Source organism: Streptomyces griseofuscus, assembly GCF_014673495.1.
Lineage (GTDB): Bacteria > Actinomycetota > Actinomycetes > Streptomycetales > Streptomycetaceae > Streptomyces > Streptomyces murinus.
Map to the genome: position 1 here is coordinate 828784 of NZ_CP051006.1, position 13869 is coordinate 842652.

Here is a 13869-nt window from a genome sequence, read left to right on the forward strand (position 1 = left end):
GTTTCGCCGTGTGGCACAGGTCACCGGCGGGGGTGGAACAGCGGATGCCGGCCGCCCGTTGAACCAGGCGTGGGTACGGACGGGACAGTGTCCCCGGGCCTCACCTTTTGCCCACAGGGACGATCGTTCGGCTGAAGCCCTGTGGAGCCTTTCGCCGAGAGGCGACCGCCGTCCGCACCCACTCTCAGACCGCCCCGGCCGTGAATCCCCCCGTCACGGCCGGGGCTTCCTCATTTCCCCGGACGTTCTCCCGGTCGGCCTTCTCGATCGCTCGCCCCCAGCCGGGGGCTGCTCATCCGCCGAGCCCCGCCGCGGCGAGCATCCGGCAGATCCCGGTGGTGGCCGCCGTGGCCCCGGCAGCGCCGAGGAAGTCCCGCAGGTCCGCGGTGAGGCGTTCCGCATGGGTGAAGAACAGGCCGTGACCGCCGTTCTCGTACACCTTCAGGACGGCACCCGGCACCAGCCGGGCCAGCCGCTCACCCGTATGGGCCAGGGGCGCGGAGGTGTCATGGGTGCCGTGCACGACAAGCACGGGTACGTCCACGGCGGGCAGCTCGGCGGTGAGATCGAGGCCGGTCACCACGGACCGTACGCCGGTGGCGGCGCGGGGCGTGGCCACCAGGCAGCGGTCGATCAGATAGCGCGTACAGGCGTCGGAGACCTCGTTTCCCGCGCTGGTGACGGCGAAGAACGCGTCCGCGAAACGGGTGAACCATGCGGCCCGGTCGCGCCGGAAGAACTCCTCGTCGGCCTGTACGACCGCCGGATCCAGGCCGTCGGGCAGCCGCTTTGAGCGGATGATGCCCGGGCTGACCCCGCTGACCAGCGCGGCCCCGGCCACCCGGGACGAGCCGTGCCGGGTCAGGCAGCGCACCACCTCGGCGGTGCCGACGGAGTGCCCGATCAAGGTGACCTCGCGCAGGTCGAGGTGGTCGAGAAGCCCCTGGAGGTCATCGGCGAGGGTGTCGAGGTCGTACCCCGACCAGACGTCGTCCGAGCGCCCGTGACCGCGCCGGTCCAGGCCAACACAGCGGTATCCGGCCTCGGCGAGCGGCAGCATCTGGTGCTCCCACATCTCATGGCCGAGATAGGCACTGGCGACGAAGACGGCGACGGCACCGCAGGCGGGACCGTGGTCGACGTAGTGCAGCCGGGTGCCGTCGACGGGGCTGTCGTAGTACGGCATGGGGGTCTCCTCTGAATGCGGCGCGCGAGCACCGGCGGGCGCGCGGGGGGCAGCGGTCCGCCGATGATCCCGATGGTGCCCAAAACGGACCGCGCGGTCGATTACCCGGCACGTCAAGCACGTGTGTCCGAGTCCCCGGTACGCGTGTGCGGGCGGACCGCCCGGGTACCCGGCCGGTCGTCGCGGACCCTTCGCCGAAGGACGGAAGGAGCCGATGGTGAGCAGCTCAGCGGGGAGCACGGTGGTGGTCACGGGAGCCACCGGCAATGTCGGTACGAGCGTGGTGCGCCTGCTCTCCCAGGATCCCGGGGTCGCCTCGGTACGGGGCCTCGCGCGCCGGATGCCGCAGTGGTCGCCGCCGGGGACCGAGTGGTCCGCGGTCGATCTGGCGTCGGACCGGGCGGATCTCGCGGAGCGGTTCGCGGGCGCGGACGCGGTGGTCCATCTGGCATGGGCGTTCCAGCCGACCCACGATCCGGCTGCCACCTGGCGGACCAATGTGCTCGGCAGCATCCAGGTGTTCGAGGCGGTCGCCGCGGCCGGGGTGCCGGTGCTGGTGCACGCCTCGTCCGTGGGCGCGTACTCACCGGGTCCCAAGGATCACGCGGTGGACGAGTCCTGGCCGACGCACGGCTGGCCGGACGCCGCGTACTGCCGGGAGAAGGCGTATCTGGAGCGCACCCTGGACGTGTTCGAACGCGACCATCCGGAGGTACGGGTGGTGCGGATGCGGCCCGCTTTCCTGTTCAAGCGGGAGTCGGCGAGCGAGCAGCGCCGGATCTTCGGCGGCCGCTTCCTGCCAGGACCGCTGGCCCGGCCCGAGCTGCTGCCGCTCCTGCCGGACGTCCCCGGTCTGCGCGTCCAGGCGCTGCACACCGACGACGCCGCCGAGGCCTACCGGCTCGCGGTGCGCTCGGCGACGGCCCGGGGCGCCTTCAATCTCGCGGCCGACCCGCCACTCGACGCCGCGGTCCTCGGCGAACTGCTCGGCGCGCGTCCGGTACGCCTCCCGCGTACGGCGGCACGCTCGGCCGTCGCGGCGGCCTGGAACCTACGGCTGCTGCCGGCGTCCCCGCATCTGTTCGACGCGGTACTGCGGCTGCCGCTGATGGACTGCACGCGCGCGCACCAGGAGTTGGGCTGGCGGCCCCGGTGGACGGCGACCGAGGTGCTGGAGGAGTTCCTGGAGGGACTCCAGCGGGGCAGCGGGCTGGACACGGCGCCGCTGCGCGGCCGCAAGGTGGGCTGATCCACGAGAACGCTCTGACCGCACGGCAAGGGGAGGAAGGCGAGGACATCATGGCCGAACAGCGCGCACAGGAACCCGTCGGGGCACCGGAGCCGGACCCGGTCCCCAGGGACATGCCCGACCAGCAGGCGCGGTCCGACGATCCGTGGGACCTGCCCCCGGACAAGGACGACGGAGAAGACCCGGGCGACGGGGACGACAGGGAGCGAAGGGGCGGAAGGGACGGCGGGGATCCCGGAGACGAACTGCCGGACACGGACGAGGCCGGTACCGGTCCCCGCGGCGCGCCGCGCAGCGCGACGGTTCACCCCGAGCACCCGGGCTCGGACGAGTCACCCGCGTGAACGTCCGCTGTCCCCCGCACGGTTGATCTCCCTTGCGCGCGTCCGGCGGCGACGGCGAGGATGGTCGATCATGCTCACCGAGACTCTGCGCATCCCCACCCCGGACGGCGTCGCCGACGCGTTCGCCGCCCGTCCCGACGACGACCGGCCCCACCCCGCCGTGTTGATGTACCCCGACGCCTTCGGCCTGCGGCCGGTACTGGAGGAGATGGCCCGGGAACTGGCCGGACACGGTTACTACGTGCTCGTGCCCAACGTCTACTACCGGCAGGGCCCGGCGCCGCTGATCGACCTGCCCGAGCACATCGGCGAGGAGATCCGGCCCAAGGTCATCGCCCAGCTGATGCCACTGGTCGACGCGCACACCACCGAACGCGTCCTGCGCGACGCCGACGCCTACCTGGCCTTCCTGGCCGACCGGCCCGAGGTCGCCGCCGGGCCCGTCGCCGCGATCGGCTACTGCATGGGCGCCGTCCTGGCCATGCGCACCGCGACGGCCCATCCGGACCGGGTGGCCGCGGTCGCCGGGTTCCACCCCGGGTTCCTCGTCACCGACGACGCCGACAGCCCGCATCTGCTCATCCCGGGACGCCTCACCGCCGAGGTGCATCTCGGCCTCGCCGAGAAGGACATGACGCCCGAGGCCATCGCCACGATCGACGAGGCGTTCGAGGCCGCGGGCGTCGGCCACAGCACCGAGGTCTACCCCGGTACCATCCACGGCTTCACCATGTCGGACACCGACGCCTTCGACGCGGCCGCGTTCCAGCGCCACTGGGACCGGCTGCTGCCGCTCCTCGGCCGCGCTCTCACCGCGTCCTGAGACTCCGGACCAAGGGCTCCGGATCAGGGGCTCCTGAAGGCGCGTCAGGCGCCCGTCACGCGCCCGGAGTCCGCTCCCGCAACGCCGTCCGCCAGGCGGGGAGCGGGCTCTCGGGGGCCGGGGCCGGGCGGTGGCCGCCGCTGGTGAAGAAGTCGGCCAGGGGGAGGATCGCGGCGCCGACGGTCACGGCGTCCGGACCGAGGCGGCCGAGTTCGATGGTGACCTTGTCGGCGGGATGCCGCAACGCGTACGTCGTCGCATGCCGGCGTACGGCGGGCAGGAACCGGGTGCCGAGCTGGAGCCCGGCCCAGCCGCCGACGATGATCCGCTCGGGCTGGAAGAGGTTGATCAGATCGGACAGGCCCGCCCCGAGGTACTCGGCGGTCTCCTCCAGGACGGCCAGCGCCACCGGGTCCGCCGCACCGGTGTCCGCCGGGTAGGCGGCCGCGAGCATGGCGGTGAGCGCGGTCTCCTCGTCGGCCTCGGCCGGTGGACGGCCGCCCTCCTCGCACCAGCGGGCGAGCAGCGACTCGGCGCCCGCGTACGCCTCAAGGCAGCCCGGAGCGCCGCAGCGGCAGCGGCGCCCGCGCACCCGTACCGTCAGATGCCCCCACTCGACGGCCCGCCCGCGCTCCACCTCGGGGGTCACCAGGCAGGCACCGACGCCGGAGCCGAACAGCACGACGACGGCGTTTCGGGCACCGCGTCCCGCGCCGAACCACATCTCGGCCTGGCCCAGGGTCTTGGCGCCGTTGTCGATGAAGTACCGCACGCTCTGCGGCAGTTCGGAGGTGGCCCGGAGCAGCCGCTCCAGCGGGACCGCGTCCCAGCCGATGGTCTGCCCATGGACGACGGCACCCAGGTCGGCGGTGTGCTCGACGATGCCGGGGACCCCGACCCCGATGCCCAACAGCCGCTCCGGCACGGCCGCCTGGGCTTGCAGCACCTCGGCGACGCCCTCGCGGATATGTCCGGCGATGACCTCGGCGTCGTACCGCTGGGCGGTCAACGGGCGTTCGGTGCGGGCGAGTTCGTTCAGGGCCAGGTCGAACAGCTCGACCCTCACCCGGGTCTCGCCGACGTCGACGCCGATCATCTGTCCGCTGTCCGGGGCGACCCGCAGCAGCGTGCGCGGCCGGCCGCCGTCGGAGTCGACGCTGCCGGCCTCCTCGACCAGCCCGTCGGCGACCAGATCGGCGACCACATTGCTGACCGACCCGGAGCTGAGACCGGTGGCCGGCCCCAGCTCGAACCGGCTCAACGGGCCGTCGAAGTACAGCCGCTGCAACACGGCGGTGCGGTTGCCCCGCCGAAGGTCACGCACCGTGCGCCCGTTCCGCCCTGCCATGCGGCTCCTTTCACGAACCATGCCCGACCTGCAACATACTCCTTCGGGCGACCGGAACGCGACTTTCCACCAACCCTTAGTTCATGCTGTGAGCTAAGCAAGAACCCGGTGAGTTCCGCTCACCGGGCCGGAACCGCCGACTCAGCCCGTCGCGCACACCCGCTCGGAGCGCGCCGTGCCCGCCCCCTCCGGCGCGCCGAAGCGGGCCAGGGTGTGCCAGAGCATCTTCAGATGCTGGAGGTCATGGTCGCCGGTGCGGGCCGCGTCGCCGAGGTGGCGGGGGGTCAGGAGGCCGTCGGAGGCGAGGCGGGTGCCGAGGGAGGTGTATCGCGGGCCCCGGTAGCCGGCGTGGTGGTGGAGGCGGTCGGTGGTGAGGACATAGCCGGGGTGCCATTCCAGGGGGAAGGGGAGGTGCCGGGCGGCCGCCTCCACCGGGGTGCCGCGGTAGCTCGCGTCCAGGACCAGGGCCTCGACGTCCCGGGCGAGCAGCACTCCCCCGTGGACATGGCTCTCGATGTAGTCGTCGAGGGCGTCCCGTTCGTCCGCCTCGGCGAGGGTGATCAGGCCCAGCGCGGAGGCCACGCCGAAGTCCGTGGGCTCGGCGGCGCTGTCCGGGTAGCAGAAGGTCGCGCGGGCCGTGGCCAGGGCGGTGAGCCGTAAGTGTGAGGAGCCGAAGCGTGGGGCGGCGCCCACCACTTGGCGGCGGAAGTCCAGCGCGCCGTACACCGGCCGCGCCGCGGGCTCGGCATCGTCGTAGGCGCCCCCGAAGATCCGGCTTTCCCAGCGCCACCGGTCGCCGCCCCGGTGCGCGGTGAGCCCGCCGTTGCTGGTGCCGGTGACGAACTGGGAATGGTAGACGCCGTCCCGGGCGAGCGAGGTGAGGATCGGCAGGCCGCCCGAGAGCCGGTCCGGGTGGAAGTTGAGGGTGATGCGCGGGCCGGGGGCGAGCGGGGGCCCGCAGGCGCGGGCGGCCACATGGCGCAGTGCGCGCAGGGCATGCGTCGAAAGCCCGTCCGGGAAATCCATTGGCCCGCCCTCCCCTGAGGTACCTAGGCTGGTCAGGGGCCCCATCTTCCCGGGTCCGGCGCACGTACGACGAAGGATTTTCCATGAAGCCGCTCACCGAGCAGGACATCCGTAGCTCTTTCGTGAACTGCTCGAAGGGTGAGGCCAAGCGGCTCGCGGTGCCCCGGGACCTGGAGGAACGGCCCTGGGAGGACCTGGACTTCCTCGGCTGGCGGGATCCGGGCGCGCCCGACCGCAGCTATCTGGTCACCGAGCGGGAGGGCCGGCTGGTCGGCGTCGCGCTGCGCTACCCCTCCTCCCAGCGCGGCTTCCTGCACCGCAGCATGTGCTCCCTGTGTCTGACCACCCATCGCGGCGGCGGGGTGTCCCTGATGACCGCGCGCAAGGCGGGCACGGCGGGCCGCGAGGGCAACTCGGTCGGCCTGTACATGTGCACGGACCTGGCGTGTTCGCTGTATGTGCGCGGCAAGAAGACCCCCGACACGGGGATGCGGATCGAGGAGAGCCTGACCGTGGAGGAGCAGATCGCGCGGACGACGGGCAATCTGGCCGCGTTCCTCGACAAGCTGTACGTCTGAGTCCACCGGCCCCACCCCTGCCGGATGGCCCAACCCCGGGCCCCCCTCGAACAGCCACGTTCGACGCACCCGAGGAACGGGAACAGGCCAAGGGATGCACTGGGTACGCATGGGGACCGAGGGGCTGCTGCGCCTGGCGAAGCGTCGCCGGGAGCCGGTGGTCGTCCAGACACTGCGATCGGCCACGGCGGCGACGATCGCCTATGTCATCGCGCTCCGGCTCAGTCCGGAGCCGGCCCCGCTGACCTCGCCGCTGACCGCGCTGCTGGTGGTTCAGGTGACGTTCTACGCCACCCTCACCAACGGCATCCGCCGGGTGAACGCGGTGGTGGCCGGCGTCCTGGTCGCCATCGCCTTCAGTGTGCTGGTGGGCCTGACCTGGTGGAGCCTCGCGCTGCTGATCGTGGCCTCGCTGGGCGTCGGCCATCTGGTGCGGGTGGACGAGTATGTCGCCGAGGTGGCGATCAGCGCGATGCTGGTGCTCGGGGTGACCACGGTCGGGTTCACCGCCTGGGCGCGGATCGTGGAGACACTGATCGGCGCGGTCGTCGGCACCGCCTGCAATCTGCTGCTGCCGCCGCCCGTATGGGTGGACAAGGCGAGCGAGTCGATCGAGAACCTGGCGCGCCGGGTGCGGCAGTTGATGCTGCGGATGGGCGAGGAGGCCGCGGACCGCATCCCCTGGGAGCGGGCGGCCGAGCGGCTTCACGAGGCGCGCCGGCTGGACCAGTACATCGCCGAGGTGGACGCCTCGCTGCGGCAGGCCGAGGACAGTCTGCGGCTCAATCCGCGGGTCAAGGAGGGGCTGCTGCACCGGGTGGTGCTGCGCACCGGTCTGGACACGCTGGAGATCTGCACGGTGGTGCTGCGGGTGCTGGCCCGCTCCTTCACCGACCTGGCGAAGGCCCGCGAGTCCGACTATCTGTTCCCGCCCCGGGTCGGGGCGACCGTGGCGGAGCTGCTGTCGCAGATCGGCGACGCGGTGGTCAGCTTCGCGGTGCTGGTGACGGCCCATCTGAGTGCGGACGCCGAGTCCGCGGAGTCCCGGCTGACGGCCGAGCTGCACACCGCGGCCGGCACCCGGGACCGGCTGGCCGAGCAGCTGCGGGAGGAGATCCGCGCCGACTGGGCGAACTGGCAGCTGCTGGGCGCCGTACTGACCGAGACCACCCGGATCATCGACGAGCTGGACACCGAGCACCGCACCCACCGTCTGCTGGAGGAGCTGGACCGGGTCTCGCGCGAACAGCGCGCCAAGCTGCCCCGAATGACCCGGCTGCGCGAGCGGCTCGGGGTGCAGGAGGAGCTGTGGCGCCGTACGGGATTCGGCGACCGTGCCCGGTGAGCGGGCGCGGGCCGGTGCCGGGCTTGCCCTTCGGGCCCGGCTCGGGCGAGGGTGGCCGTGCACGACCGGGACGACCTGAGGTGGGCGGATGAGCACGCGGGCAGGGACGGACGGCCGCTGGAGCAGACGCGGATTCATCGGGATGGGCGCGGGCGCGGCCGCCGTCGTGGCGGTGCCGGCCCCGGCCGCTCCTCCCCCGGACCCCGCGCGCTCCGGCGCCACGGGACGCCGGCCCGCCGACCGCGAGGACGGGCCCCGCCCGCTGTACGTGGGCACGTACACCTCCGTGCCGGGCGGCGGCACCGGCATCGGGCTCGCCTCGTACGACCCGGAGTCGGGCCTGATCACCGGGTCCGGGACGCTCACCGGGGTCCCCGACCCGTCGTATCTCGCCGTCCACCCGGACGGCCGGACCCTGTACGCCGTGGACGAGCGCCAGGACGGCGGGGTGACGGCCGTACGGCTCGCCGACCGGCAGGTCCTCGGCACGCGGAGCACCGGCGGCGCGGGCCCCTGCCATCTGTCGGTGCACCCGTCCGGGCGGTGGCTGCTCAGCGCCAACTACACCTCGGGCAGTGTCGCCGTGCATCCGATCGACGGCTCGGGCGCTCTCGGCGAGCGCACCGACCTGGTCACGCACACCTCGCCGAAGCCCGGCCCGGGCCAGGAGGGGCCGCACGCGCACCAGTTCCGCACCGGCCCCGACGGCCGCCATCTGCTGGCGGTGGACCTCGGCACCGACACCGTCTACACATACCGTCTCGACAGCGCGAAGGGCACGCTCACCGAGGTGAGCCAGGCGCACACCCGGCCGGGCGCGGGGCCGCGTCATCTGACCTTCCATCCGGGCGGGCGGCACGCCTATCTGGCCAACGAGGTGGACGACACGGTCGTGGTCTGCGCGTACGACCCCGCCACCGGCCGGCTGACCATCGGCGAGCCGCAGTCCACGGGCGCCACCGGGGATGTCACCAACTACCCGGCGCAGCTGCTGGTCACGGCGGACGGCCGGTACGCCTTCCTCGCCAACCGCGGTCACAACAGCCTGGCCAGGTACGCCGTCGAGGCCGACGGGGCCCGGCTGCGGCTGCTCGGCACGGTGCCGGTGGGCGGTGACTTCCCCCGGCAGATCGCCTTCTCCCCGGACGGCCGGCTGCTGTTCGCGGCGAACCAGCGCTCCGGCACCGTCACCGTCTTCCATGTGGACGCCGACCGGGGCGAACTGCGGTCCGCGGGCGAGCCGTTCGCGTCACCCGTCGCCGTCTGCGCGCTGCCGCTGTAGCGCCCGCGGGCAGCCGGCGGCGCTCGCCTGCGCCAGCAGGGCGTGCACCCGCTCGGTGAGCTGGCCGAGGTCGTCGGCGGGGGTGTGGAAGGGCAGGCGTACGTCGCCGTGGGCGCGGGTGCGTTCGATGCGCAGGGTCAGTCCGTGCCGGTCGACGGCGAGCGGCAGCACCCGGATCGCGGCGTGCAGACTCTCGGGCCGCACCAACCGGGTGAGCCGCTCCACGGCGTCCGGGTGGGCCTCGGCGAGATGGGTGAGCAGCCCCGCCTCGGCGACGGCCAGCGGGTCGGGGCGGGCGGTGGCGAACTCGTCCGGGTCGACGAGTACGGCACCGCAGGAGCGCCGCAGCACCACCCGGGCGGGGTGGAAGTTCAAGGCGCCGTCGGCCGGAGTGAGGCGGCCGGCCAGCCAGAGCCGGGCGCGGATCCGGTCGCGTACGGCCACGGGGGCCACGTCGGCGAACTCCAGTACGGCGCGGGAGTCCTGGCGCGGGAGGCAGCGGCCCGCCCCGTGCAGAGGGCTGTCCTCGGGCACGGTCAGCAGTACCGCGCCCTCGTCGGTCACGGTGTGCGCGCCGACGTACTCCTCGCGGGCGCCGCCCGCGGTCACCGCGCACGACCACGCGGCGGCGAGCACCGAGCGCGCCTGTTCCGCCGCGCCGGGGGCGGCCGTCCATGCCTGGATGTCACCCATCTCGAGACCTCCTTAGGTAAGCCTTGCCTAACTTAGCGGAGATCGAGGCGCGCGCCAACCAGGCACCCCGGTTCGCACCCGAACGTTTGCGCCATGTGGGTGACATGTGGCTCGATCGGGGTCAGGCCACTCGTCCGAGTCTCAGGTGATGGCGCCGAGCAGCGCGCGTGCGCACAGGTCGCGCACCTGGTCCCGGCTCAACTCGCCCTCGCGCAGCCACTCCAGGCAGACGGCGGTGGTGAAGGCGAGCCAGCCGCGCACGGCGAGGCGCAGATGCGGGGCACCCTCGAAGTCCGGCCCGAACTCGGGGTCGGCCGCGAGGGCGGCGAGGATCTGCTTCTCCTGTGCGGCCAGGGCCCGTCGATAGACCCGGCGCACGGCTTGGTCGCCCGCGGCGTCGGCGCGGTGGAAGGCGCGGAAGCCATGGGCGTGGGCCTCGACGTAGCCGAGGTAGGTGTCGAGCCCCGCGGTCAGCTGCTCACGCGCCGGCACGCCCGGCTCGGCCGCCGTCATGCGCAGCATCCGCTCGCTCTCGCGCTCCACGACCGCCGCGAAGAAGTCCCGCTTGGTCGGGAAGTAGTGGTACAGCAGCCCCCGGGAGACCCCGGCGAGATCGGCGACCTGCTCGATCCACACCTCGTCGTACGGGCTCTCCGAGAACAGCCGCGCGCCGACCGTCAGCAGTTGCTCACGGCGTTCGCCGGTGCTGAGGCGGCGCCGGGCGCGCTCCCCCTGGTTCGCGGGCATGGCGTCACTTTACTTGACGTCGGTTCAACAAGCGGACCAGACTGAAGCCGTTGTTGAATCCACGTACAACAGGCGTGCGCCGGGGGCTCGACGGCCCGCCGGGTCAAGGGAGATCGGCGTCATGGCGCAGACGACGGAGAGCGCGCGGACCACGGCTGTGACCGGGGATTCGCGGTTGCCGAAGGGCTTCCGGAGTGCCGAGCTGGGGTGGCCCGAACTGGACCGCGTCCCGCATCCGCCGCGCCGGCTGCCGCTGCTCGGCGATGTGGTGGGCGTCGACCGGCGCAAGCCCGTCCAGGACTCGATGCGCCTCGCTCGCGAGCTGGGACCCGTCTTCCGGCGCCGGATCTTCAACAAGGAGATCGTGCTGGTGTGGGGGGCGGGGCCGGCCGCCGATCTCGCCGACGAGTCCCGGTTCGCCAAGCATGTCGGGCTGGGCGTGGCCAACCTCCGGCCGATCGCCGGGGACGGGCTGTTCACCGCGTACAACCACGAGCCCAACTGGCAGCTGGCGCACGACGTCCTGGTGCCCGGGTTCAGCCGGGACGCGATGGAGGGCTACCACGGGATGATGCTGGCGGTCGCCGGGCGGCTGACCGACCGCTGGGACCGGGAACTGGCCGCGGGGCGCCCGGTGGACGTGCCCGGGGACATGACCAAGCTGACCCTGGAGACGATCGCGCGGACCGGGTTCGGGCACGACTTCGGCTCCTTCGAGCGGGACCGGCCGCATCCCTTCGTCTCGGCGATGATCGGCACGCTGACCTACGCCCAGCGGCTCAACGCCGTGCCCGGACCGCTGGCCCCGCTGCTGCTGCGCGGCGCGGCCCGGCGCAACGCGGCCGACATGGCGTATCTGAACCGCACGGTCGACGCCCTGGTCGAGGAGCGGCGCGGGTCGGGCGGCGGTGACGGGGATCTGCTGGACCGGATGCTGGCCACGGAGCATCCCTCGACCGGTGAGAAGCTGTCCGCGCAGAACGTCCGGCGGCAGGTCATCACCTTCCTGGTCGCCGGGCACGAGACCACCTCGGGCGCGCTCTCCTTCGCCCTGTACTACCTCGCCCGGCACCCGGACATCGCGGCGAGGGCGCGGGCCGAGGTGGACCGGGTCTGGGGTGGCACCGGGCGTCCCGGCTACGAGCAGGTGGCGAAGCTGCGCTATGTGCGCCGGGTGCTCGACGAGTCGCTCCGCCTGTGGCCGACCGCGCCCGCGTTCGCCCGTGAGGCCCGCGGGGACACGGTGCTCGCCGGGGAGCATCCGATGCTCCGGGGCGCGTGGGCGCTGGTCCTCACGCCCATGCTGCACCGGGACCCCGCGGTCTGGGGCGAGAACGCGGAGGACTTCGACCCGGACCGCTTCACCCCGCAGGCGGTGCGCACCCGCGCCCCGCACAGCTTCAAGCCCTTCGGCACGGGGCTGCGCGCCTGCATCGGCCGCCAGTTCGCCCTCCACGAGGCCACCCTCGTCCTCGCGCTCCTCCTGCGCCGCTACCACCTCCACGCCGACCCCGCCTACCAGCTGAAGGTGACGGAACGGCTGACCTTGCTGCCGGAGGACTTCCGGCTACGGCTGTCGCGTCGTCCGCTGCCCGGACGATCAGCGGAGCCGGACCCGGCGGCGGAGCGGGAGGACGGCGGGACTCCCGGGGGCTGCTGCCCGGCGCATGCGAACGAGGGCGCGGAGAGCGGGGGTTGAGGGGAGCGGGCCCGGACGCGGGTTGCCCGGCGTACGGGCGGGTGGCGGGGACGGCGGTTCAGCGGCGGTCGGCGTGACACGGGATCAGGCGGATCAGAGTGGTGCCGGGACGGGCAGGGGCCGGTTCGGGGACCTTCGGCGGCCCGGCGGCGGGGCGACCCGCGCGGGCGACACCGGCGCGCGGGCCGCTCCGGAAGCGCTGACGGAACCCCGGTGGCCGCAGCGCCGGGCCGCCCCTGCGGACCCGCCGACGCACCGGCTCGCGAACCGCCGTGTCAGCGGGGCACGTTGTTGTGCGGGCGGCCGGTAAACCGGGCCGGTGTGTGAAGCGTCCCGGTCATGGCCGACTGCCGGGCCCCGGCAGTCGCCGCCGAGTCATGCCCGCCACTTGTCACCCGCCACCCGCACAGCCACACCCCGCCGCGACCACGGCGGCACCCGGTCCGCACCGCTCCCGGCGCCGGAGTCCGCCCCGCCCTGGCCGCTCGACGCCCCCGTCCCTGCCGCGCGACGCCCCGGTCGCTCCCCCTCGGTCGGCGCTACTCCCCCGCCGTCCCAGTCCAATGCCCCGGCCTGTTCAGCGTTCCCGGCAGCTTCGTTCCCGTGTTTCCCCTCGCCGCGTTCACCTGCGGCTGGGTGAGGAAGAAGGCGCCGGTGAGATCGGCGTCGGAGAGGTCGGCGTCGCGCAGGTCGCTGCCGATCATGTCGGCGTCGCGCAGGTCCGCGCCGGTGAGGTCGGCGGCGATGAGGTAGGCGCCGCGGAGGGTCGCCCCGCGCAGGTCGGCGCCCCGGAGCCGGGCGCCCATCAGATCCGCGCCCCGGCGGTTCTTGCCCTTGCCGCCCTTCTTGCCCTTGCCGCCGGCCGCTCCGGCCCGCACCAGTTCGCTGGTGCGCAGCAGCAGGGCGTTGATCTCCGCGCGGTGCGCGGCGACGTCCAGCGCGGCCAGGTCCTCGGCGGGCAGCAGGGTGAGGCGTTCGGTCTCCGCGAGCGCCCGGCGCAGCTCGGGGTGGACGGACCGGGCGGCGGGCAGGGACAGCGCCTCGGTCAGGTACCAGAGCAGCTCGTGCAGCTGGCGTACGACGGGAAACACGTCGAACATCCGGCGGGCCCGGTCCTTGGGCGCCGTACGCCAGTCCTGTCCGCCGAAGGTGTGCCGTGAGACCTTCTGGCCCGCGCCGAAGCAGTCGTAGACGGTGCAGCCGGTGAAGCCCTTGTCCCGCAGCCGGGCGTGGATGCCGCAGCGGTGGTCGTCGGCGAGGTTGGGGCACGGCCTGCCCGCGGGCTTGTCGAGCGCGAAGTCGGCGGACGCGGCAAAGGGCAGGGCGACGCAGCACAGCCCGAAGCAGCTTCCGCAGTCCCCGCGCAGCTCCGGAAGCCCGGCTATCTGATCTGGCATGAGCACAGCCTACTGGCCCCGACCAGCCGGAACACCGGCCCACCGAACCGGGGGTTGCGACCCCTGCCGTACCGGAGTTACCTGGAAGTACCGGCGGTGAAGCGCGCGCAGGGGGCTCCGGCACATACCGGGGGCCCGGGCCGACGCCTGCT

13 protein-coding genes are annotated in these 13869 nt (G+C 73.3%); 7 read left to right on the forward strand and 6 right to left on the reverse strand.

Going from position 1 to position 13869, the window contains the following annotated elements:
* Positions 1-292: 292 nt before the first annotated feature.
* Entirely contained in the window at positions 293-1186 is an 894-nt protein-coding gene (locus HEP81_RS03715; RefSeq protein WP_063755207.1) for an alpha/beta fold hydrolase, read from the reverse strand.
* Positions 1187-1403: 217 nt separating this feature from the next.
* Between HEP81_RS03715 and HEP81_RS03720 the strand changes: the two genes are divergently transcribed.
* From HEP81_RS03720 to HEP81_RS03730, 3 genes are all read left to right on the forward strand, one after another.
* On the forward strand, positions 1404-2435 hold the full coding sequence (locus HEP81_RS03720) for an SDR family oxidoreductase (protein WP_037652708.1): 1032 nt from the start codon (positions 1404-1406) through the stop codon (positions 2433-2435).
* Positions 2436-2485: 50 nt separating this feature from the next.
* Entirely contained in the window at positions 2486-2779 is a 294-nt protein-coding gene (locus tag HEP81_RS03725; protein WP_037652416.1) for a hypothetical protein, read from the forward strand.
* A 70-nt stretch (positions 2780-2849) separates the two neighbouring features.
* Positions 2850-3602 (forward strand): dienelactone hydrolase family protein, encoded by a 753-nt coding sequence (locus tag HEP81_RS03730; protein ID WP_037652414.1) that lies wholly within the window; start codon positions 2850-2852, stop codon positions 3600-3602.
* 55 nt (positions 3603-3657) lie between these two features.
* Here HEP81_RS03730 and HEP81_RS03735 read toward each other — a convergent pair whose 3' ends face one another.
* Positions 3658-4950 (reverse strand): ROK family transcriptional regulator, encoded by a 1293-nt coding sequence (locus HEP81_RS03735; protein WP_037652412.1) that lies wholly within the window; start codon positions 4948-4950, stop codon positions 3658-3660.
* Positions 4951-5091: 141 nt separating this feature from the next.
* Positions 5092-5976 carry a DUF3626 domain-containing protein gene (locus HEP81_RS03740; protein WP_037652409.1) on the reverse strand — a complete coding sequence of 295 codons (885 nt, stop codon included), beginning with the start codon at positions 5974-5976 and terminating at the stop codon, positions 5092-5094.
* 83 nt (positions 5977-6059) lie between these two features.
* On the opposite strand from HEP81_RS03740, the gene HEP81_RS03745 reads away from it, so the two are divergent.
* The 3 genes from HEP81_RS03745 to HEP81_RS03755 all read left to right on the forward strand — a co-directional run bounded on the left by HEP81_RS03745 (position 6060) and on the right by HEP81_RS03755 (position 9181).
* On the forward strand, positions 6060-6554 hold the full coding sequence (locus HEP81_RS03745) for an FBP domain-containing protein (protein WP_037652408.1): 495 nt from the start codon (positions 6060-6062) through the stop codon (positions 6552-6554).
* Between the two features lie 94 nt (positions 6555-6648).
* On the forward strand, positions 6649-7899 hold the full coding sequence (locus HEP81_RS03750; RefSeq protein WP_172624745.1) for an FUSC family protein: 1251 nt from the start codon (positions 6649-6651) through the stop codon (positions 7897-7899).
* Between the two features lie 88 nt (positions 7900-7987).
* On the forward strand, positions 7988-9181 hold the full coding sequence (locus tag HEP81_RS03755) for a lactonase family protein (protein WP_190275937.1): 1194 nt from the start codon (positions 7988-7990) through the stop codon (positions 9179-9181).
* Here HEP81_RS03755 and HEP81_RS03760 read toward each other — a convergent pair.
* Together HEP81_RS03760 and HEP81_RS03765 are read right to left on the reverse strand one after the other, a co-directional pair.
* Positions 9149-9874, reverse strand: coding sequence for a DUF2470 domain-containing protein (locus HEP81_RS03760; RefSeq protein WP_037652406.1), 726 nt, complete (start codon positions 9872-9874; stop codon positions 9149-9151). The genes HEP81_RS03755 and HEP81_RS03760 overlap by 33 nt on opposite strands.
* Positions 9875-10015: 141 nt before the next feature.
* The gene (locus tag HEP81_RS03765; RefSeq protein WP_037652404.1) at positions 10016-10621 is read right to left on the reverse strand and encodes a TetR/AcrR family transcriptional regulator; all 606 of its coding nucleotides are present in this window, start codon (positions 10619-10621) and stop codon (positions 10016-10018) included.
* A 121-nt stretch (positions 10622-10742) separates the two neighbouring features.
* Here HEP81_RS03765 and HEP81_RS03770 point away from each other — a divergent pair, with 121 nt between their 5' ends.
* Entirely contained in the window at positions 10743-12320 is a 1578-nt protein-coding gene (locus HEP81_RS03770) for a cytochrome P450 (protein WP_078967187.1), read from the forward strand.
* Between the two features lie 539 nt (positions 12321-12859).
* Here the strand turns inward: HEP81_RS03770 and HEP81_RS03775 are convergent.
* Positions 12860-13717: a pentapeptide repeat-containing protein gene (locus HEP81_RS03775; RefSeq protein ID WP_037652401.1), complete on the reverse strand. Its 858-nt coding sequence runs from the start codon at positions 13715-13717 to the stop codon at positions 12860-12862.
* Positions 13718-13869 lie beyond the last annotated feature (152 nt).

What these genes read in the sequence shown, in the direction of transcription:
- HEP81_RS03745 (WP_037652408.1), top strand. Translation starts at nt 6,060, where the DNA reads ATGAAGCCGCTCACCGAGCAGGACATCCGTAGCTCTTTCGTGAACTGC.
- HEP81_RS03775 (WP_037652401.1), bottom strand. Translation starts at nt 13,717, where the DNA reads ATGCCAGATCAGATAGCCGGGCTTCCGGAGCTGCGCGGGGACTGCGGA.
- HEP81_RS03715 (WP_063755207.1), bottom strand. Translation starts at nt 1,186, where the DNA reads ATGCCGTACTACGACAGCCCCGTCGACGGCACCCGGCTGCACTACGTC.
- HEP81_RS03725 (WP_037652416.1), top strand. Translation starts at nt 2,486, where the DNA reads ATGGCCGAACAGCGCGCACAGGAACCCGTCGGGGCACCGGAGCCGGAC.
- HEP81_RS03740 (WP_037652409.1), bottom strand. Translation starts at nt 5,976, where the DNA reads ATGGATTTCCCGGACGGGCTTTCGACGCATGCCCTGCGCGCACTGCGC.
- HEP81_RS03765 (WP_037652404.1), bottom strand. Translation starts at nt 10,621, where the DNA reads ATGCCCGCGAACCAGGGGGAGCGCGCCCGGCGCCGCCTCAGCACCGGC.
- HEP81_RS03760 (WP_037652406.1), bottom strand. Translation starts at nt 9,874, where the DNA reads ATGGGTGACATCCAGGCATGGACGGCCGCCCCCGGCGCGGCGGAACAG.
- HEP81_RS03730 (WP_037652414.1), top strand. Translation starts at nt 2,850, where the DNA reads ATGCTCACCGAGACTCTGCGCATCCCCACCCCGGACGGCGTCGCCGAC.
- HEP81_RS03735 (WP_037652412.1), bottom strand. Translation starts at nt 4,950, where the DNA reads ATGGCAGGGCGGAACGGGCGCACGGTGCGTGACCTTCGGCGGGGCAAC.
- HEP81_RS03755 (WP_190275937.1), top strand. Translation starts at nt 7,988, where the DNA reads ATGAGCACGCGGGCAGGGACGGACGGCCGCTGGAGCAGACGCGGATTC.
- HEP81_RS03770 (WP_078967187.1), top strand. Translation starts at nt 10,743, where the DNA reads ATGGCGCAGACGACGGAGAGCGCGCGGACCACGGCTGTGACCGGGGAT.
- HEP81_RS03750 (WP_172624745.1), top strand. Translation starts at nt 6,649, where the DNA reads ATGCACTGGGTACGCATGGGGACCGAGGGGCTGCTGCGCCTGGCGAAG.